Consider the following 19511-nt stretch of genomic DNA (forward strand, 5'->3'; position numbering starts at 1 on the left):
ATGGCTCAGCGCCGGTGCCCGCGCAACAGGCGCCGGCGCCGCGGTTCGGCTCAACGCTTGAGCATCTCCACGTAAAGAGCGCTGCCCATCAACTTGCGCATCTTTGTCCGGTCGCCGCTGGCGGCGTCGGCGCTCTTGTCCGTCTGCTGCATGCGCTGGTTCATCATCGCGTTGCGGCGCTCTGATTCCGCCGCGGACGGGACGTCGTTAAAGCGGGTGAGCAGGATGACGTTTGGCTCGCCGTCCCGTGGATTGACGCTGTTGAGAATATGATATTCCAGCAGCCAGCCCTGAGATTTCGCGTATTCTTGGTTGGCTGTCCAGGTCTTCGACAACCAGTCCATGTAATTTTCGAACTGCCCGTCTTCGACGTAGATGCGGTTTGCTTGCCAGAACGGACCGGCCTTGACCGCGCTGTCCTGAGCGAACGCAGGAAGCGACCAGGTTAGGGCCAACGCTGCAGCCCCGATAAGATATTTACGCATATTTGTAATCCCCTAAGTTGCCGGCAGATGACCGGCGCTCACGCTAGACAGGCTGTCCCGGACCCGACTGAAACCGGTTCCGGGCCCGCAAGACCTACTTCCGGTAGACCAGCTCCTGGAGCAGCATGTTGCCGCCGAGCTTGCGATACTTTGCGCGTTCGCCACTCTGGCTGTCCGACTGGCGTGCGCTTGATTGGAGATAAGCGTTGGTTTCTTTTGCGCGCGCGTCGTCTTCCGCCGGAGTGGTGGGCCGATCGGCGATCGTCACCAGGTAAAGGTCCGGCTCTCCGGCGCGCTTGTTGACGTTCGAAAGGATGTAGGAGGCCTTGATCCAGCCCTTGGACTTCTGGAAGTCGATGGACTTGCGATAGAGGCCGGCAAGGTGGTCGGCGTAATCGCCGAAATGGCCGTCATCGATGGTGATTTCGGCAACGGTCCAATAGTCGCCGCCCTTGACTGGGAAATCCTGCGATACGGCAGGGGTAGATAATAGCATTGCAGCCGCACCGAGTGCGGCAATCATAGTCTTACGCATTGAGATGCTCCCGGTCCGGAAACCCGAGTGTTTCCGGCTAATGGGAGCGGCGTCGCCTATCGGCGGAACGCCTGGACGGCGTCGCTCCGGCGCGCCTCATAGACCTCGTTACCGAGTCGGTCCTAATGTAAATTAAACAACCAGGCGCTGCTGGAGGGCTGCGGCGGCGGCAGGTGCACGGACCTTGGCGCCGTTGATCATGAAGACATAGGCATCGTCGCCATTCGCGACCCAGTGCTGGACTCGTCCTGCAAAGCCGTCGAGCGCCTCGTCGTCGTACCCGGTCGGAAGCTCCTCGTGCATCCGCTGCAGGCGGGCGTATCGGAAGCTTGCCGTGTCCGCATCGATGCAGGGAAATTCGTCGTCGTCGCCGAATACGACTGCCACGTCGTGCTCGCGGCAGAGATCGAAGAAGCCGTCGTCCCGGAAGCTCTCGTGTCGCGGCTCAAGTGCGTGGCGCAACTGAATTCCGTCGAGCGCGCGGGGAATCAGCTTCAGAAATGCTGCGATGTCCTCGCGGTCGTACTTGCGGTGCTTCGCAAGCATCCAGAGGGTCGGGCCTAGCTTCGGTCCGAGCGCCGAAAGACCCTGGGCATAGAAGTTGCCGATCCCTTCGCCGGCATCACAGAGCTTCGGCCGGGTCACGCAGTAGCGGGACGCCTTCACCGCAAACTGGAAGTCGTCGGGCACCGCGGCCGCCCAGGCGGCCCAGCTTTTGGGGCTTTGGCGCGAGTAGAAGGTCGAGTTTATCTCGATCGCGCCGAGGTGCCGCGAGGCATATTCAAGTTCGCGCTTCTGCGGCAGGTCGGACGGATAGAATACGCCGCGCCAAGGCTCGTAGGTCCACCCGCCGATTCCAATCCTGATCCTACCTTGCTTCGCGCCAGCCATAATCGCCGGCTCTATAACGGCATGCCGGGCTAGGCGGCAGTGGGGATGGTGAAAGCGTGCGTAGTTCCCGTTTCGGTCGAGACCACCTCATGCCGGGCGCCGAGCTGTCGGGCGAAATTCTCGACGAGTTTCGTGCCGAGTCCGCCGCGCTTGCCCGTTGACCGACCTTTCATGCCGACGCCGTTGTCTGTGATCGTCAATTTGAGCTCACCGTTCATGCGGCCCTTCACGAAGACCTGACCCTCATCGCGGCCATCGAACGCGTGTTTGAGGGCGTTCGTGACGAGTTCATTAACGATGATGGCAATCGGGATTGCCTTGTCGGCGCTGGTCGTGATCTCCTCGACGTCGCAGCTGACGTTGACGTGCTGCCGGGAAAGTCCGCGTTCGATTTGCTCGCACAGGCCGCAAAGGTGGTCGTCCAGCCGGACGTGCTCGAGGTCCCGCTGCGAAGGGCAAGGCGCTCGCTTGCATGAGCAATCGCCTGGATGCGATCGGCGACCTGGTGCAGCGCGGCCCTGACATTATCGTCGCTGGACCGTTGAGCCTGAAGCTGGACGAGCGCCAGGACGGTCTGGTGGTTGTTGCGGGTCCGGTGGTCGATTTCGTTGAGGGCGTGGTTCAACAGTTCCATGCGGCGTTCACGCTCCGCCGTGCCCTTGTCGACTTCGCGCTGATAAAGACCAATTACGAGGAGGACCAGGAGCTGGGAGAACGTGGCAATGATCAATCCCCCTGCACGTTCGGCGTCCGGAATGCTAAAACTCCAGGCCGGGGGAACGATCGCGTACCAGATGAGTAACTGACCCACGACCAAGGCAACCAGCCCGCTTCGCCAGCCGGCGAGCATGGCGGCGGTCACGACCGCGAGGAAGTTCAGTGCGTAAGGCGCACGATCGTTGGCGATGGGTTCGAGCTGAGCTCGGACCCAGACCATCAGAATGGCCGCGATGATTCCAATCGACAATTCGACGAGCAGCGGCGGGGCTCGATGGGCCCAGCGCTGCGGCAGACGCGAGTAAAGTATCTTGCGAATTGTCGCCCCAGGAATGGCTCGAAGCCCGAACCGGAAAACGATTATTATCAGTCAGAAAGCGAATGTCACCGACGATCTCGTTAACTCTGCCGTCTAACCTATGTGAAAGTTCTGCCGCCGGAGATACGCCGCGATCATGAGCCGCGAAATACGCAACATCGTAATCCTGACCGGGGCCGGCGTGTCGGCGGAAAGCGGCCTCGCAACATTCCGGGCGGCGGACGGTCTGTGGGAAGATCACCGGGTCGAGGACGTTGCGACGCCAGAGGCCTATCGGCGCGACCCAGTCCTGGTGCATCGCTTCTACGATGCGCGGCGAGCGCGTCTCTGCGAGGTCGAACCGAACGCCGCGCACAAGGCGCTAGCGCGGCTCGATGCCGAATGGCCGGGGGAACTCCTGCTCGTTACCCAGAATGTCGACGACCTGCATGAGCGCGCGGGCTCGAAGCGCCTGCTGCACATGCACGGAGAGTTGACCAGCGGATGGTGCCTCGCGTGCGGCGAGCGTTTCGCCTGGGAAGGACCGATGGGCGAAGGCGCGTCGTGCCTGCAATGCGGAGAGGTGGGCCAAGTCCGTCCCGACATCGTGTGGTTCGGCGAGATGCCCTATGACATGGATCGCATCGACGAAGCGCTGCGGCGAGCCGACCTGTTCGTGTCGATTGGAACCTCAGGCGCGGTGTATCCGGCCGCCGGCTTCGTGCAGACCGCCCGCTGCTGCGGCGCCCGGACGCTCGAGATGAACCTGGATCCAAGCATCGGCAGCACGCTCTTCGACGAGAGCCGGCTTGGACCTGCCGGAAAGCTGGTGCCGACGTGGGTCGCGGAGATGATCGGACCCTAGTCAGACCACTCCAGGCCGATGTCTTCGTAGAGAGAGCGGTCCTCGCCCCAGCGTGGATTGACCTTAACGTGCAGGAACAGGTGGACCTTGCGGCCGAGATGCTCGCTAATCTCCGCGCGGGCCTTCTCGCCGATGGTCCGCAGCCGCGATCCGCCCTTGCCGATCACGATCGCCTTTTGGCTGTCGCGCTCGACGAAGATTTGCTGGTGGATGACGGTCGATCCGTCGGGACGGTCCTCCCAGCTCTCGGTCTCGATCGCAGACGAATAGGGCAATTCCTGATGGAGTTGGTTGAATATTTGCTCGCGGGTCATCTCCGCGGCAATCATTCGATCGGTCGCGTCGGAGACCTCGTCTTCCGGGTATAGCCAGGGGCCGTCCGGCATCGCTTCGGCGAGCGCTCCCTTAAGGTCGGGCACGCCATCTCCCTGCGCTGCGCTGATCATGAACACCTTATCGGGGTTCAGCCGCTCCGTGAGCGCAACCGACAAGGTCAGCAGGTTGGGCTTCTTGACGAGGTCGACCTTATTGAGCGCGATCCACAAGGGGTGGTCGCGATGCCCAAGATTGTCGATGATGCGCTCGACCTCACGATTGAGGCCGTCCGAGGCATCTATGACGAGCAGGATGAGATCCGCGTCCCCGGCACCGCCCCAGGCCGCGGCGACCATTGCCCGGTCGAGCCGTCGCCGTGGCTCGAAGATCCCGGGCGTGTCGACTAGCAGGATCTGGGACTGGTCCTGAATCGCGATGCCCATCAGCCGGGCGCGCGTCGTCTGAGCCTTGGCGCTGACGATCGCGACCTTCTGGCCGACAAGGGCATTCACCAGCGTCGATTTGCCGGCATTCGGGGCGCCGATCACGGCGACGAAGCCGGCGCGTGTGGTCTTCTCGGTCATTTCAGTTGGTCCAACAGTGCTGATGCGGCCGCGGTTTCCGCTTCCTGCTTGCTCGAGCCTTCGGCGGTCGCTTCGCCCACGTTCCGGATTCCGACCTTAACCGTGAAGCGGGGGCATGGTGCGCGCCGCTCTTTCGGGCAATTTCATATTCGGGGGCAGCCCAGTTGCGCGCTGCAGCAAGCTCCTGGAGCGCCGACTTCGGGTGCTTCGGAGCCTTGCCCTGAGCGTCCACGAAAGGCGCCCAGGCCCGTCTTATGAACGCGTCCGCCTTCTTCAGTCCGCCGTCGATGAGGAGGGCTCCCACCAGGGACTCGACCGCGTCTCCCACGACATTCTCGCTCTGGTTCGCGCCGTCGTCGCGGGCCTGCTTGCCGAGCCTGATCCAGGCCGGAAGTCCCATTCCACGCCCGATCTCCGCGCAGGTTTCTCGCGACACGAGGACATTGTAGCGGCGGGAAAGCTTACCCTCGGGCTCTTTCTCAAAGCGCTCATAGAGCAGGCGAGCGATCACCAGCCCGACCACTCGATCGCCAAGGAATTCCAGCCGCTCGTAGCTATCCTTCCCGACGCTGGCATGCGTCAGCGCGCGCTCGAAAAGCGAGAGATCATCTGGATCGTGGCCCAGCGTCTCGCGCAGGAAGTCGCGAAGTTCGGTCATTGGGACTGTCCGTCGAGGGCGCTCGCGATGCGACCGCCGCGAAGTGCCGTGAACCAGGTCCACGGCTTTGCATATTCGGCAGTGCCGTCGGTGGACCAGAAGATGAATGCCGCCCGACCCACCAGATTTTCGATCGGGACGAAGCCGATGCCGCCTTCCTTGACGCTGAAGCGGCTGTCGAGGCTGTCGTCACGGTTGTCGCCCATCAGAAAGACGTGGCCGCCGGGAACCTTGATGGGCGCTACGTCGTCGCCGCGGGGGTTACTCACCTGGTCGATGACTTGATAGCTCCGCCCGCCCGGAAGCGTTTCCCGATAGACCGGATAAAGGCATGCCGAAGCGCCGCCGTCCGTTCGCCCGAACATCGGCGTCGCTCCCGCCACCACGCGGCAGGGGCTGTTTGCCGAAATCGGCATCGTGAAGGTCCCGCCTGCTCACGGGGCACCGGCTTGCCGTTGACTATCAGCATGCCGCCCTGAACCTCCACCGTATCGCCGGGCAGGCCGACCACGCGCTTGATGAAGTCTTCCTCCGTGCCGGGGGCACGAAAGACGACGACGTCGCCCCGTTCCGGCAAGCTGCTGAAGATGCGGCCGTCGAAGGATGGGAAACCCCAGGGAAAGCTGTAGCGGGAGAAGCCATACGGCCACTTCGACACCATCACATAGTCACCGATGTAGAGGGCGGGCAGCATCGAACCGGAAGGGATATTGAACGGCGCGAAGATGAAGCTTCGGATCACCCAGGCCAGCAGAAGGACAGAGACGATAAGACGCGGCAAGCTGCCGCGGCGCTCCCTTCTGCTGGTTCTTGAGCCCGATCGCCGAGCATAGCTTAATGCCATCGCGCGTGCTTGTTTCCGCCTGTGGCCCAGCCGTCAAGCGGGGATGGTTTTTGTGGGTAGCCCGACTATGACGCCGGCCATGGCAGGCCAAGACTGGAACGCGATCGACGCGTACGAGGTGCAATCGCTCGAAGCTCTCTTCGAGCGCGATGAAGGAAGGCTTTCGGCGTTCTCGCTCGAACTCGGCGGTCTCTATTTCGACTGGTCGAAGACGCATCTCGACGCGGGATTGCTCGAACGCTTCGTCGCAATTGCCGAATCCAAGGACTTTGCCGCGGCCCGCGACTCCCTCTTTGCAGGGGAGATCGTGAACGCGACGGAGGGTCGGCCCGCCGAGCATGTGGCTGAGCGAGGAACCGGGGCGCCCGATGCGGTCGAGTTGGCGTCAGGCCGCCGCGGCCGGATGCGCGCCCTTCTCGATGCGATCGAAGCAGGCGCGTTCGGCGATATTACCGGCGTTCTTCACATTGGCATTGGCGGATCCGTTCTCGGGCCGGCTTTGCTCGTGGACGCGCTTGGCCGGAACGGTTCACGGGCCGAGGTTCGTTTTCTTTCAAACATCGATGGCGCGGCGTTCGACGATGCCGTCTCGACGCTTGATCCGGAAACGACGCTGATCGTCGCCGCCTCGAAGACGTTCACGACGGCCGAGACCATGTCCAACCTGAATGCCGCGATTGGCTGGCTTCGAGAGGGTGGCGTGGACGATCCCTTTGGCCGAGTGATTGCGGTGACTGCTCATCCCGAAGCCGCGGTCGAGGCGGGCGTCGACGAGACGCGCATTCTTCAGTTCAGCGAGGGGGTAGGGGGTCGCTATTCGCTTTGGAGCGCCGTCGGTTTCTCCGCCGCTCTCGCGCTGGGCTGGAGTTCGTTTGAGGAATTGCTTGAAGGCGCGGCCGAGATGGACCGGCATTTCCGATACGCCGAGCCCGCCAGCAATGCGCCGCTAGTTTCTGCATTCATCGACCGTCTCTACGTCCGCAAGTTCGAATGCCAGACGCGTGCCGCCTTCGCCTACGATGAGCGCCTGCGGCTGCTGCCGTCCTACCTCCAGCAACTCGAGATGGAATCGAACGGCAAGTCGGTGAGGCTCGACGGATCGCCGATCGGCCAACCGTCCGCGCCGGTGACCTGGGGCGGAACGGGCACGGACGCGCAGCACGCGGTCTTCCAGCTGTTGCACCAAGGCACAGTGCTCGTCCCCGTCGAATTCCTGGCGGTTACCGAGGCCGAGGATAGCCTGCCGCCCGATCACCACCGTCAGCTGTTGTTGAATGCCTTCGCGCAAGGCGCTGCGCTGATGCGGGGAAAGAAGAGCGACGATCCGCATCGCAGCTATCCCGGAAACCGCCCGAGCACGACCATCCTTCTCGATCGGCTGGATGCTCGGACGCTTGGCGCTTTGATTGCCTTCTACGAGCACCGCACGTTCGCGAACGCCATTTTGCTCGACATCAACCCGTTCGATCAGTTCGGGGTCGAGCTGGGCAAGGAAATCGCCCGCAAGCTCGACGAGTCCGCGGACGATGAAAGCTTCGACCCGTCAACAAAGACGCTCATCGAAAGAGCCGGGCTCTAGGTCGCAACGCATCGCACCGATGCATAGATGTCATTGGCGCGTCCGCTCGTTCTCCGCGAGAACGAGCCGCATCGGAGGAATGGAATGGCGGACTTTGACCTGTTCGTAATCGGGCCGGATCGGGCGGCGTGCGTGCAGCGCGCGTGGCATCGAGCTACGGCGCGCGCGTCGCAATTGCCGAGGAGCACAAGGTCGGCGGGACCTGCGTCATTCGGGGCTGCGTCCCGAAGAAGCTGCTCGTCTACGGCGCGCACTTCGCTGAGGACCTCGACGACGCTGCCATGTTCGGCTGGGACGTGCCGGAAAAGCGCTTTGACTGGGCGGTGCTGCGCGACAACGTCCTCAGCGAGGTCGGCCGGCTGGAAGGCGCTTACACCGAAACGCTGACCAACCATGACGTGACGATCTTCAAGGAGCGCGCGACGTTGATCGGGTCGAATTCGGTTCGGCTCGCTTCCGGCAAGACGATCACCGCCGAGAAGATACTGATTGCGACCGGTGCGCGTCCGCTGATGCCTGAGCTTCCGGGCATCGAGCATGCGATCAGCTCGAACGAGACCTTTCATCTGGAGAAGCTGCCGAAGCGCATCATCATTGCCGGTGGGGGCTACATCGCGAACGAGTTCGCGGGATATTCCATCAGTTCGGAAGCCATGTGACATTGGTGAACAGGACGGACGTCCTGCTTCGGGGCTACGACCAGCAGGTCGTCGACCGGCTGATCCAGATTTCCATCCGGAAGGGGATCGAGTTCAAGTTTCACGCGACGATCGAGGCGATCGAGAAGCGGAACGATGGCTCGCTCCACGTCCGCATGACCGGATGCGACGATATTCACACGGACCAAATATTGTTTGCGGTCGGACGGCAGCCGAACACCGAAGGCCTAGGCTGTGATGCGGCCGGAGTCGACGTTGGCGAGAAGGGCGAGATCAAGGTCGACGCAGACAATCGCACAAATGTGCCGTCTATCTTCGCGGTCGGCGACGTGACCAACCGGGTTCAGCTGACGCCAGTAGCGATCCGCGAGGGGCAGGCTTTCGCCGACACTTTCTTCGGCAAGAAGCCGCACCAGGTCGACTATGATTGCATTCCGAGCGCGGTGTTCAGCCATCCGCCGCTGGCAGGAGTTGGAATGACCGAGGGTCAGGCGCGCAACCGGCTGGGCACCGTAAAGACCTTCACCTCCGACTTTCGGCCTATGAAGAACGTTCTCGCCGGTCGGAACGAGCGCTCGCTCTACAAGCTCGTGCTCGACGGCGAGACCGACAGGGTCGTAGGCGTCCACATGATCGGCCCGGATGCTCCGGAAATCATGCAGGCCGCCGCGATCGCGGTGAAGGCAAGGCTCAAGAAGTCCGACTTCGACGCGACCGTGGCCCTGCACCCGACCATGTCGGAAGAGCTCGTCCTGATGAGATAATCAGGGGTTGCGGGCGGCAACCACCCTGCTGCCATCACCCCGGATCAGCTCCAGCTCGGTCGCGTTGTTTCCAGCGACCTTGAACTTCACGCGCTGCATCGGGTCTTCAGCGAAGGCGAATTCGTTGGGCCCAACCGCTACGAGCTTGCCCTTCGGTCCGCCTTCGCGCTGGAAAATGAGAGCACCGTCATCGTTCGTGATGTGGCGGACCCCATAGACGCCCACATATTGCGGCAGCGGCAAAGCGGTTGAGACAGGGGTGAGCTGCGCTTCGAGAACCTGGGCACTTCCCTCCAGCATGGTCTTGTCCGGTCCCGCCGCCTTTGCCGCGAGCTTCCGGAGGGCGTTCACCTGGGCGACTTCGAGCGCATTGTCCTGGCTCGCCTTGATCGTTGGAGCGATGCCGACCTTTTCCCAGTCCTTCCCCGTCGAGGCGAGCACGGCCCGTCCGACGGAAACGCTGATGACGTAGCCACCCGCGACCGGGAAGAACTCGTTCCGATAGCCTGCGCCGGCAGTGTTCTCGCCGACCAGTTCGCCGAGCTTAAAGCCGTTCACATGCCCGATGAATTCCTCCGCCGCGCTGGCGCTACGGCCGCCAGTCAGCACGTACAGCGGCTTCCCAGCCAGGCTGCCAGCCGGAAGCGAGCCGAGGCTCTTCCACGTGTCGCCTTTTTGGCCGCGCATGTAGAATGTCACGATCGGAGTGTTCGGCTGGAGGAAGTGGCTGATCATGTACTGGACCGCGTCGGGGCTTCCGCCGCCGTTCTTGCGCATGTCGATGATGATCGCGTCGCCCCTTTGAGGAAGCGCATCGCATTGTCGTAGACTTCCTTGGTCTTATCGCCGCCCAGAAGAAGCCGATCGTTTCCATGTAGCGGATGTTGCCGGGCAGCACTTTCAGCTGCAGAATTCCGTGATTGAGGCGGTCCGCGAACCGGATTTCCTCCGCGCTCGGCGGGGCGTCGTCCGCGCCGGCCCCGGCCGGGCGAGCGGCCAGCTCCGCCGATTGCTTGGGATCGAAGTGCATGCCAAGGTGATGGTCGTGCGCCACCGCCTCCAGGTCGGAGTTGATCCGTTCGGCCAGCGCCCCCGCGTCGGTCACGTCGTACCGGCCGTCGTCCAGGCCCTTCGCAAGGGCGGCATCGAGTTGAGGCCGAAGTTCGGGCAGGACGTAGTTTTCGTTGAGGATGCGCCGGACATCGGCGACGACCGCTTTCGCATCGATCGAGGGTTGCGTTGCGGTCGTCGCCTCCTGCGCCTGCGCGCCGGCGTTCGCTGGGATCAGTGCGAGCGCTGCCGCGCCGGCCAGTGCCGTCATAATCTTCATTTCCCGCTCCGAAATCGTGTCTGGCGTATTATTAGACTAATACGCCTGCGCGTGGTGCGCAAAGACAGGCCCGACCGTGCCAGATTTTGGCACGGAGACTTCGACTGGCGGCGGCGCGGGGGCCTCACTATAGGCTCTGGCGAACACCGGTGGGGATCTGATGCACGACGTTGTAATCATCGGCGCGGGCCACAACGGCCTGACCTGCGCTTACTATCTCGCAGCGAAGGGGCTGAAGGTTGCCGTCCTCGAGGCGTCCGACACGGTCGGTGGTGCGGCGGTCACGGACGAATTCCTGCCCGGCTTCCGCAACTCGGCCGCGAGTTACACCGTCAGCCTGCTGAACCCAAAGGTCATTCGCGACCTCGATCTGGAACGCCACGGCCTCAAGGTAGTGCTCCGCAAGACTGATAATTTCCTACCTGGCGACGGCGACTATCTGCTCTCCGGCCGAAATGGCCTGACCCGCAAGGAGATCGCCCGCCACTCGAGGAAGGATGCAGAAGGGTACGACCGCTACATTGCGGACCTAGATGCGGTCGTCGATCTTCTGAAGAAATGGCTCCTGCGTTCCCCGCCGAATGTTGGTGCAAGACTCAGTGCCATTCCGAAGATCCTGACGCTCGGCAAGGACATGGCCGGGCTGTCGCTTGGCGAGACGCGCGTCGTTCATGATTTCGCCCTTCGAAGCGCGGGCGAGGTCCTAGACCGCTATTTCGAGACCGACATCGTGAAGGCCCTGTTCGGTTTCGACGGTGTCGTCGGCAACTTCGCGTCTCCGTACGCGGCTGGCAGCGCCTACGTTCTGCTGCACCACCTTTTCGGCGAGGCCGCGGGCGTTCCAGGAGCATGGGGTCATGCGATCGGCGGCATGGGCTCGATCACCCAGGCCATGGCCCGTTCTGCGCGTGAGAAGGGCGCGGACATCCTGCTTGGCACGCCAGTCGAAGAGATCATTGTCGAGAACGGCAAGGCCGTCGGCGTCGTGGCGGGAGGCAAGGCCTGGCGCGCCGATACGGTCGTCGCCGGAGTCAACCCGAAGCTGCTGTTCGACAAGCTCGTTCCGCAGGGAGCGGTCGATGCGGACGTCCACAACCGCATGCATCACTGGAAGGGCGAAAGCGCGACTTTCCGGATGAACGTGGCCCTGTCGGAGCTGCCCAAGTTCACGGTGCTCCCGAAGAAGGGCGATCATTTGACCGCCGGCATCATCATGGCGCCGAGCCTCGGCTACATGCACAAGGCCTGGCTGGATGCCGAGAACAACGGCTGGACCAAGCAGCCGGTCGTGGAAATGCTGATCCCGTCGACGCTTGACTCCACGCTGACGCCGAAGGGAAAGCACGTCGCGTCGCTATTCTGCCAGCATTTTCGCTTCAACCTCGGCCCGGGCCGAAGCTGGGACAAAGAACGCGAAAAGGCGGCGGACGCGATCATCGCGACGGTCGATTCCCATGCGCCGGGCTTCGCCAAGTCGGTCATCGGAAGGCAAATCCACTCGCCGCTCGACCTAGAGCGCCGGTTCGGATTGGTCGGCGGCGACATCTTCCACGGCAAGATGAGCCTCGACCAGCTGTTCAGCGCTCGGCCGATGATCGGTGCGGCGGATTACCGCATGCCTCTGAAGGGCCTCTATCTCTGCGGATCGGGCGCGCACCCCGGGGGCGGCGTTACCGGGGCTCCCGGCCACAACGCCGCGCAGGCCGTTCTCGCCGACCGCAAGCCCTGGAGCAGACGGAAACCGTGACAGCGCCGCTTGCAGGCATCCGGGTCCTAGACCTCTCGCGCGTTCTCGCGGGGCCTTGGTGCACGCAGCTTCTCGCCGATCTCGGCGCGGAAGTGATCAAGATCGAGCGGCCGGGTGCAGGCGACGACACGCGGCATTGGGGTCCGCCGTGGCACGGTGAAGGCGAGGAGCGGGTCGCGGCTTACTTTCTGAGCGCCAATCGCGGGAAGAAGTCGGCTGCGATCGACTTCGCCAAGCCGGAGGGCGCCGCGCTCGTCCGCAAGCTCGCCGAGCGGAGCGATATCGTCGTCGAGAACTTCAAGGTCGGGGCCTGAAGAAGTTCGGGCTCGACGCCGAAAGCCTTCGGGCAGCCAATCCGCGCCTGATCGTCGCGTCGATAACCGGCTTCGGTCAGGATGGGCCCTACGCCGACCGCGCCGGATACGATTTCATCATCCAGGGGATGGGCGGGATGATGAGCATTACCGGCCTTCCTGACGGGCAGCCGGGCGGCGGGCCGCTGCGCGTGGGCGTTGCGGTGGTCGACCTGTTCACCGGCATGTACACCGCGACCGCCATCCTGGCGTCCCTGTTTCGCCGCGAGCGCACGGGCGAGGGCGCGCATGTCGACATGGCTCTGTTCGACACGCAGATCGCAGTGCTCGCCAACCAGGTTTCGAACGCGCTGGTGTCTGGCAAGGACCCGCCGCGGCAGGGCAATACGCACCCGAATATCGTTCCGTATCAGCCGTTCGAGGCCGCCGACAAACCTTTGATCGTCGCCGTCGGAAATGATCGGCAATTCGGGAAATTGGCTGAACTGTGCGGCCATCCGGAATGGACGACGGACGAGCGTTTTTCGACCAACGCCGCCCGCGTCGGCAATCGCACCGAGATGGTGCGGCTGATCGGCGAGTGCATTCGCCAGAAGCCGGCGACCGAGTGGTTCGAGCAGCTCGACGCGGCGGGCATCCCCGCCGGTCCGATCAACACGATCAGCGAGGCTCTCGCGGACGTTCAGGCTCGGCACCGGCACATGATCCGTACCATGACGGGAATACCGCTCATTGGCTCACCCATGCGAATTGATGGAGACCGCACGGATACCGATCTGCCACCGCCGCGCTCGGCGAGCACACAGAGGAAGTTCTTGAGTCGTTGGCGCTGGACGGCTCGGAGGTCGAGCGGCTCCGGTCGGCTGGAGTGGTCGGCTAGCCTATTCGCCGTCGCCGAGCTCGGCGACCAGAACGTCCAGCTGGTTCTGGCAGCCGCGCTGGATGAGCGCTTCGGCGGTATCCACTGCGTCGGACGGGAGGGCAGGCATCAGCGAAAATCGGACGCTCTCGGGGCTTGGACCGTCCTTCAGTGCCAGCTGATAATCCACGCCCTCGCTAATCGGCAGTGCAGCGGGCCAATCTATCGTCGACTTGCCGGCCGGCCAGTTGACCGTCGTTGCCTTGCCCGACGAAAGCGTGATGATGAGCTTCGCGGCGTCCTCCGACGACGGCCGCCACATCTTGAGCGGGCTGCCCTTGGCGATGCAGATCGTCCCGCTCTGGCTGATGTCGAGGTTCCACGGGCTCGGATTGAGAGCGAGGTCGCCGGAGCGCATGGCGCCGAAGCGCGTGCGGCGGGCGGCCGCCATCGCAAGCCCTTCCGCGCTCGATGAGGACGCCGGGAAAGTGCCGGGCCCACGAAGGGTCTTGGTGGCGTTCGGGCCGAGAATCGTGACGCTGTCGCCGGGCTTCAGCGAAATCTTGGCGCTGTCCGGCAATGCCTTGCCCGGCGGGTAGGCATTTGCTGACGGACCTGCCGAGCGGACGACCAACGCCTTCGACAGGGCAGGGGCCGCGATCGCCACGCAGCAACCCGTCGTCCAAGCAGTCAGAAGTGTTCGCCACGTCATCGTGCGCCTCCCCCCGCGACGCCTCACTGGGCGTTCGCGACATTGTACTTGATTGTTTCCTTGGCGGTCAGGCAGCGTCGGGTTGACCTGTCGGCGTCCGATGCGACCGCCTTCTGCTGGTACATCACTTCGGTCAGCAGTTTTCGCGACACGCCCATCTTGATGAGGAAGTCGTTGTCCTCGCTCGCGAGCATGGCCGAGTCCTGCTCGACATCGCCGATCAACGCCGTCGCTTTGTCGGCCCCTGAGAGATCTCCGCATGGACCGCATCCTTGTCGGCGAGATGCGTGAACATGTGGACCACGAACAGGCCGCCGTCGTCGATGAAGCGGATCGGCCCGCCCATGAACATGAAATTGCAGGCCGAGAAGCAAGCCCACCCGGGTGGTATCCTGGTCGGTATGCCCTGCTTGCGGATGATCGTACCGGCCTTGTTGCCGACCCGCGCGTCACCGCCCGGCGATCTAAGCCAAATTTCATCGACCGGTTCATATTGCTTCAGCGCGTCCGCAAGCCGTGTCGCGGCATCCGCGTCGATCATGCCTTCCGCCCTCAGGATCCGACGTGCTTCCGTCTCGAACAGCGAAAAGCGCATCTGGCGATAGGTCGACCAGTCGAGAACCTTTGGGCAAGTCGGGTTGAGCGGATCGCGGGGCGTCGAACCCACCGCGGCCTCCGCGTTCGCACTTGCGAGCGCCGCCGCGATCAATAACGAAAGCGCTGCCAAGTCACGCCTTCCTGTAGCCGCTGTCGCCCTTTCCGCGGCACATCTTCTTCGGAACGGTGGTTTCTTCACCATCGATGATCACCACGTCCGTCACGGTCATGCACTGGCTACCGTCCGCCAGCTTTTGAGAACCCGTAACCTTGGATGAGCCGGTCACGTTCTTGCGTGACTCGCTCTTCCATTTGATTTCGGTGCCGACACCCCCTCAATGGCCTGGTTGGTCGCGTCCGCGGCCTGTTTCTGCTCCTTGCAGTCGAGCAGCTTCAGCAATTCGTCCGCGACGATCGAGCTTACCGGGACCAGGCTGCTTGCTATGCCACCCGCACGGCCGAGAATGCCTCCGGCAATGCCTCCGAGGACGTTGCCGAACATAGACCTTTTGGCTTTTTTCTGCGGATTGTCGGCGCATTGCTCCTGGCCGGGCTCCTGCCCGTCGGCCTGGGCAATCGCGGCGCCGACTGGAATCGTCAGCGTCGCTGGGGCAGCCAGCAGCAGAGCCGCAATGATGGATACGCGAAACATGACTCGGGACCCCAGAGCAGACGGCAAACTATGCCTCGGTTATAACCCGGTCAATCGATTAGCGATTAACGGTTTTTTCCCTTTTCGGAGCAAACCGGGGCGGCCCTTTCGAAAGCTGCGCTTCGATTGCCTCGATCCTCTCGATCAGCGATTTTTCACGCAGTTCACGTCGAGTGACGATCCGCACGGCCCTGGTGATCGGGGCCGCCACGTCGACCAGCGCATTCTGCTCGTCCTTGCTGAGCAGCGAGCCGTCCGGGCGCGGTCCGACGAGGAGCCATCCGATCCACTCGCCGTCGTCCGCTCGCGCCTGGAGTGGAACACGCACGGGAAAGGTCTTGTCCGACGTGCTGCACAGAGCATCGCGGCAGGAGTCCGGGTCGAATTCCTTGAGCCACTGCTTCACCGATTTGGCGTCTATCCCGCGCGCGGCAGCGACCGCGCCGTCGACAAGCACTGCAATGCGCGTCGTCCGAACCCGGACTCGATCCGTTTAAGCGTGTCGTCGAGCAGTTCCTGGATCGAGGCGCTCTCGCGAAGTTCGCGCAGAAACGATGGGAGGTCTTCCCTAAGCCTGACGAGATTGCGCTGGAATCGCTGCTCGGACCAGCGCTGGATGCGCTCCTGCGCCGGGGTGACAAGGACAGTAGCGACGGCCGCCGCAAAGATGCCCGGAGACTGTCCCGCGTTCGGCCCGTAGAGGCCCTGGATAAAGACCTTCACGGCCTCGTTGCTCGCCGCAAAGATCCCGCCGATGAACACTGTCACCAGCGCGAACGTTGCCGACCGGCTGATCACGACCTCGGCGTCGTAGAGCCGGAACCTCAGCAGCGCGACCATTAGCCCGAGCTGAAGGCAAAGGAAGGCGAGGCCGAAGCTGAGGCCACCGAGGAGCTCCAGCAGGAGTTGGCTGCCAAACGATCCGACCTGGAGCTTGAAGGCGTCCGCGGCCAGGGCCGATGCAAGGAAGACCGCATAGCCGGAGAAGCCGAACAGGGCCCATTTGATCTGCTGACGGGCATCACCGGGTGGCGTCTCGCGGAGCCGGGCGAACAAGGTCGCTACGGCGACCGCCATGAACAGCATGAAGACCGCCCGGTACCATTCGCCTTCCAGCAGGAAGAGGACCGGCAATAGGGCAAGTGGAACGATCACGAAGCGCGGACGAAGCTGCCCGAAGGGGAACAGCAGCACGCCCGCGAGCAAACAGATGTTGCCCACGTCGTAGAGCGTGCGATGGGCCCATTCCGGCAGGTGTAGGACGAACGTCAGGAACCCGGCGCTTGGCTGTTCAGCGGCAATCGTCAGGAGGATCGCGAGGGACAGGACCGAACTGATCAGGTCCTCCGGCTTTCGCCGATGCAGGATCCACGCCGCAAACAGCAGGAATGGGTAGGTGAGCAGGTGCAGAAGGTCGACGACGCTCAGGAGGACCGGCGGAAAGCCGACGGAGCTGGCGGCCTGTCCAATGTGATCCTCACCCGGTCGAACCCGAAAGTTCTTTTCGCTACCGTCCCGGGATCGAAGCCGGATCGTATAGTCGGACTCATCTCCGCCCTCGATGATCGGGGTGAACAAGGCATAGTCCATGTCCGTCGCATCGTGCGGCTGAGCGAGCCCGCGCTTCGAGATGGGAACGACCCTCGCGACCGGCGTGCCGTCGATCGCAACGATGTCGTCTCCGGCCTTCACACCCGCGGCCTTCGCAGCCTTGCCGATCGGGAAGCGGACCTTGGTCAGGTCGTCTTCGGAAAGTCCAAGTCCAATGCGACTGCCGACTATCAGCGCGGAATTCTCGCCCGACTGGTCAAAGCGTAACCATATGCCGGCAAGTGGCCCAGCAACCGCCAGTAGCAGAGCCGGAATCCAGATCAGCTGGAAAAGAATAAGCCCACGACGGCTCAGATCCGGGATCTTGTCGGGCAGCCGCGCCGGGGAAAGGCGGACAGCGTCGGCGCTAGCTACCGAATCTGTCGCCATGCCAGTGTCATGCCCCATTACCTGCCCCAGAACCTCAATAGCACGAGGCCCGCGGGGGAACAGCAGGCCTTAACTGTCGATGCGCTCCTGGCCGTAGCGGCTCTTGATGAAGCGGCCCTGCGTTTCGAGGGCTGCGACATCCGACCGGGCAAGCTTCTCGGAAATCTCCTCGAGCGCGCCGCGGCCCGCGTGCAAGCCCTCGACCAGACGTTCGTCGACGCTCACGTCTTCGCCATCGCGCTGGTTGCGGTAGGCGGGCGGCACGTTGACGTAGCGGTCGATCAGGCCCGGGAGGTGCATGGACATCAATCGCCGGGCGTCCTGCGCATCCGGGTTCAAATCGTCGATCCGCTCGAGTGTCTGTTTCAGCGATGGCAGGATGCGGCTGATCGCGTCCAACTCCGCGCGTGCGGGCGCAGGGAGAGCCGGACGCTGCCGGTAGATATAGGAATCGAAGCGCTGGACCATCTGGCCATTCGGCAGATCCGCCGTCGGTGCCGTCGCATTGCTCTTGCCGCTCGGCATGAAGGCCAGAAGTGCGGCAATTCCGATCGCGACGCCCACGGCCGCGAGAAAGCCGAACATTCCGATCGGAGTGATGATTCCAATGACAATAGTGAGGAGGCTGATCACGCCGATCGCGACGCCAACTCGCCCGATCCGGCGCATCATGTCGGCATTCACCCGCTCGCGCTCACGCCGCGCGGCTTCCCGTACGGCGCCGTCGCGCTCGTCGAGCTGCCGCATGACGCGGTCAGCGCGTGCGATGACCTTGTCGAAGCGTTCTGTGCTCATTTGCTTTCAATGGGCGTGAGCGGCGAGGGGCACCCTCGAGCTTCGCCTGGTTCACTCCCTCTGCGCGGGCGATGTAACCCTTCGACTTCTCGACTTCTGACGAGAGCGTGTTGACCGTCTGCTTCATGTTGTCGAGCGCCTGGAGCTTGAACCGGTCGATCTGGTCCATTGTCTCGTAAATGTTCTGGAAGGCGCGCTGAAGGGTCTCGATCGGGATAGTCGACGAGGCTGCCTGCTCGTGGATCGCACCAGTCTGGGTGCGGAGCATCTCGCCGGTGGAATCGATCATTCCCGCGGTCGTCGTGTTCAGCGCCGTGATCTGCTGGAGGACGAGCTTCTGGTTCGTCATCGCCTGGGCGACGGTGACGGCCGTGCGAAGCGCGGAGACGGTCGTGGTGGACGCGCGGTCGACACCCTTCACCAGCTCGACATTGTTCTTCTTGACCAGGTCGAGAGCGAGGTAGCCCTGAACGGTGACCGCCGTCTGCGTCAGCAGGTCGGTCGTGCGCTGGCGCGTATAGAACAGCGCGCTTTCGCGAATGGCTTTCGCCTTGGCCGGATCGGTCGCGTCGAGCTCGTTGGCTTTCTCCTCGAGCTGTTTGTCGAGACTCTTGGAGATGTGAACCATCTGCTCGAGCTTGTGCATGGTCTTCCACAGGCCCGCGCGCTCGGTGTCGATCGCCGCATTGTCCATCAGCAGCTCGTCCTTGCCATTGGCGAGGCTGCCGAGGATCTTCGAGATGTGCGTCTGGGAGCTGCGATACTTGTCGAAATATCGATCGACGCTGTTGCCGAAGGGAATGATCCCGAGGAGCTTGCGGGTTTTGGTGGCTTCTTTCGGGTCCAGGGACTCGACGGTGCGGCGGAGCTCGGTCAGGTCCGCTCCAATGCCCGTGTCCTTGTCGATCGCCTTCACCGGCCGGTCGAGGAAACGGTTCGACGCGCCTGCCGCTTCGGAGATCTCCTTGCGGCCCATCGCCGTCAGCTGGTCGACCTTCTTGCCGAATTCGGGGCTGTTGGAGTCCAGCGCCGCCAGCTCGGCAACGAATTGCGCGACCCGCTTGTCGAGCTCGGTCGTCTCTTCAGCCTTTAGTGGAACGAGCCCCGCCGCCTCCGCTGGCGCAATCGGGTTTAACGCTTCCGGCGGATCGAGCTTCAGCGTCGTGTCCGTCTTGGTCTCGGTCGTGGGTTCCGTGGCCATCTCAAGTTCCTCGTCATCCAGTCGCCGGCGCGAGTGGGCAGGGTGTGAACATCTGCCCTACGCCGCGCAAGCGACAACTTCCACTGTATTATAGGCATAATACGCCGCTCTTCAAGCGACGCTGGAAGCA

The 19511-nt window shown here is 63.1% G+C and carries 21 protein-coding genes and 5 pseudogenes; 6 read left to right on the plus strand and 20 right to left on the minus strand.

Going from position 1 to position 19511, the window contains the following annotated elements:
- Positions 1–50 precede the first annotated feature (50 nt).
- The 4 genes from H9L14_RS05120 to H9L14_RS05135 all read right to left on the minus strand — a co-directional run bounded on the left by H9L14_RS05120 (position 51) and on the right by H9L14_RS05135 (position 2249).
- The gene (locus H9L14_RS05120; RefSeq protein ID WP_187709476.1) at positions 51–485 is read right to left on the minus strand and encodes a hypothetical protein; all 435 of its coding nucleotides are present in this window, start codon (positions 483–485) and stop codon (positions 51–53) included.
- A 94-nt stretch (positions 486–579) separates the two neighbouring features.
- Entirely contained in the window at positions 580–1020 is a 441-nt protein-coding gene (locus H9L14_RS05125) for a hypothetical protein (RefSeq protein WP_187709477.1), read from the minus strand.
- Positions 1021–1152: 132 nt separating this feature from the next.
- Positions 1153–1911, minus strand: a complete 759-nt coding sequence (locus H9L14_RS05130) for a DUF72 domain-containing protein (protein WP_187709478.1) — start codon at positions 1909–1911, stop codon at positions 1153–1155.
- Between the two features lie 29 nt (positions 1912–1940).
- Positions 1941–2249, minus strand: a complete 309-nt coding sequence (locus H9L14_RS05135) for a sensor histidine kinase (protein WP_343070278.1) — start codon at positions 2247–2249, stop codon at positions 1941–1943.
- Here H9L14_RS05135 and H9L14_RS15635 point away from each other — a divergent pair.
- A complete protein-coding gene (locus H9L14_RS15635) occupies positions 2175–2387 on the plus strand; it encodes a hypothetical protein (protein ID WP_246444480.1) in 213 nt (70 codons plus the stop codon). The genes H9L14_RS05135 and H9L14_RS15635 overlap by 75 nt on opposite strands.
- A 26-nt stretch (positions 2388–2413) precedes the next feature.
- On the opposite strand, the pseudogene H9L14_RS17355 reads toward H9L14_RS15635, so the two are convergent.
- Positions 2414–2848 (minus strand): annotated as a pseudogene (locus H9L14_RS17355) (DUF4118 domain-containing protein); the annotation flags it as partial.
- A 235-nt stretch (positions 2849–3083) separates the two neighbouring features.
- Between H9L14_RS17355 and H9L14_RS05145 the strand changes: the two are divergent.
- The gene (locus H9L14_RS05145) at positions 3084–3791 is read left to right on the plus strand and encodes an NAD-dependent deacylase (protein ID WP_187709481.1); all 708 of its coding nucleotides are present in this window, start codon (positions 3084–3086) and stop codon (positions 3789–3791) included.
- On the opposite strand, the gene era is transcribed toward H9L14_RS05145, so the two are convergent.
- The 4 genes and pseudogenes from era to lepB (H9L14_RS15650) form a co-directional block, all read right to left on the minus strand.
- Positions 3788–4690 carry a GTPase Era gene (era, locus tag H9L14_RS05150; protein WP_187709482.1) on the minus strand — a complete coding sequence of 301 codons (903 nt, stop codon included), beginning with the start codon at positions 4688–4690 and terminating at the stop codon, positions 3788–3790. The genes H9L14_RS05145 and era overlap by 4 nt on opposite strands.
- Positions 4687–5348: pseudogene (rnc, locus tag H9L14_RS05155) on the minus strand (ribonuclease III). The gene era and the pseudogene rnc overlap by 4 nt, the downstream one beginning before the upstream one ends.
- Positions 5345–5617 (minus strand): signal peptidase I, encoded by a 273-nt coding sequence (gene lepB / locus H9L14_RS15645; RefSeq protein ID WP_246444483.1) that lies wholly within the window; start codon positions 5615–5617, stop codon positions 5345–5347. The pseudogene rnc and the gene lepB (H9L14_RS15645) overlap by 4 nt, the downstream one beginning before the upstream one ends.
- On the minus strand, positions 5614–6129 hold the full coding sequence (gene lepB, locus H9L14_RS15650) for a signal peptidase I (protein WP_246444485.1): 516 nt from the start codon (positions 6127–6129) through the stop codon (positions 5614–5616). Before lepB (H9L14_RS15650) ends, lepB (H9L14_RS15645) begins: the two co-directional genes overlap by 4 nt.
- Before the next feature lie 142 nt (positions 6130–6271).
- On the opposite strand from lepB (H9L14_RS15650), the gene pgi reads away from it, so the two are divergent.
- On the plus strand, positions 6272–7771 hold the full coding sequence (gene pgi / locus H9L14_RS05165) for a glucose-6-phosphate isomerase (protein WP_246444486.1): 1500 nt from the start codon (positions 6272–6274) through the stop codon (positions 7769–7771).
- Positions 7772–7855: 84 nt separating this feature from the next.
- Positions 7856–9194, plus strand: a pseudogene (gorA, locus tag H9L14_RS05170) (glutathione-disulfide reductase).
- Here gorA and H9L14_RS05175 read toward each other — a convergent pair.
- On the minus strand, positions 9195–9971 hold the full coding sequence (locus H9L14_RS05175) for a S41 family peptidase (RefSeq protein ID WP_246444487.1): 777 nt from the start codon (positions 9969–9971) through the stop codon (positions 9195–9197).
- Between the two features lie 235 nt (positions 9972–10206).
- Positions 10207–10524: pseudogene (locus H9L14_RS15655) on the minus strand (hypothetical protein); the annotation flags it as partial.
- A gap of 160 nt (positions 10525–10684) precedes the next feature.
- Between H9L14_RS15655 and H9L14_RS05185 the strand changes: the two are divergent.
- Positions 10685–12271, plus strand: a complete 1587-nt coding sequence (locus H9L14_RS05185; RefSeq protein ID WP_187709484.1) for a phytoene desaturase family protein — start codon at positions 10685–10687, stop codon at positions 12269–12271.
- Positions 12268–13316 (plus strand): annotated as a pseudogene (locus H9L14_RS15660) (CaiB/BaiF CoA transferase family protein); the annotation flags it as partial. The gene H9L14_RS05185 and the pseudogene H9L14_RS15660, both read left to right, overlap by 4 nt.
- A gap of 150 nt (positions 13317–13466) precedes the next feature.
- Here H9L14_RS15660 and H9L14_RS15665 read toward each other — a convergent pair.
- The 9 genes from H9L14_RS15665 to H9L14_RS05230 form a co-directional block, all read right to left on the minus strand.
- Positions 13467–14156 carry a hypothetical protein gene (locus H9L14_RS15665; protein WP_187709485.1) on the minus strand — a complete coding sequence of 230 codons (690 nt, stop codon included), beginning with the start codon at positions 14154–14156 and terminating at the stop codon, positions 13467–13469.
- 23 nt (positions 14157–14179) lie between these two features.
- Entirely contained in the window at positions 14180–14380 is a 201-nt protein-coding gene (locus H9L14_RS15670; RefSeq protein ID WP_246444488.1) for a hypothetical protein, read from the minus strand.
- A complete protein-coding gene (locus H9L14_RS05200; RefSeq protein ID WP_246444489.1) occupies positions 14377–14883 on the minus strand; it encodes a hypothetical protein in 507 nt (168 codons plus the stop codon). Before H9L14_RS05200 ends, H9L14_RS15670 begins: the two co-directional genes overlap by 4 nt.
- Before the next feature lies 1 nt (position 14884).
- On the minus strand, positions 14885–15040 hold the full coding sequence (locus H9L14_RS05205; RefSeq protein WP_187709486.1) for a hypothetical protein: 156 nt from the start codon (positions 15038–15040) through the stop codon (positions 14885–14887).
- Positions 15037–15405 carry a hypothetical protein gene (locus tag H9L14_RS05210; RefSeq protein WP_187709487.1) on the minus strand — a complete coding sequence of 123 codons (369 nt, stop codon included), beginning with the start codon at positions 15403–15405 and terminating at the stop codon, positions 15037–15039. The genes H9L14_RS05205 and H9L14_RS05210 overlap by 4 nt, the downstream gene beginning before the upstream one ends.
- Before the next feature lie 58 nt (positions 15406–15463).
- A complete protein-coding gene (locus tag H9L14_RS05215; protein ID WP_187709488.1) occupies positions 15464–15862 on the minus strand; it encodes a hypothetical protein in 399 nt (132 codons plus the stop codon).
- Positions 15823–17385: a hypothetical protein gene (locus tag H9L14_RS05220; protein ID WP_187709489.1), complete on the minus strand. Its 1563-nt coding sequence runs from the start codon at positions 17383–17385 to the stop codon at positions 15823–15825. The genes H9L14_RS05215 and H9L14_RS05220 overlap by 40 nt, the downstream gene beginning before the upstream one ends.
- 69 nt (positions 17386–17454) lie before the next feature.
- Positions 17455–18180, minus strand: coding sequence for a hypothetical protein (locus H9L14_RS05225; RefSeq protein WP_187709490.1), 726 nt, complete (start codon positions 18178–18180; stop codon positions 17455–17457).
- The gene (locus H9L14_RS05230) at positions 18140–19381 is read right to left on the minus strand and encodes a toxic anion resistance protein (protein WP_187709491.1); all 1242 of its coding nucleotides are present in this window, start codon (positions 19379–19381) and stop codon (positions 18140–18142) included. Before H9L14_RS05230 ends, H9L14_RS05225 begins: the two co-directional genes overlap by 41 nt.
- Positions 19382–19511 lie beyond the last annotated feature (130 nt).

Source organism: Sphingomonas sediminicola, assembly GCF_014489515.1.
GTDB classification, from domain to species: domain Bacteria; phylum Pseudomonadota; class Alphaproteobacteria; order Sphingomonadales; family Sphingomonadaceae; genus Sphingomicrobium; species Sphingomicrobium sediminicola.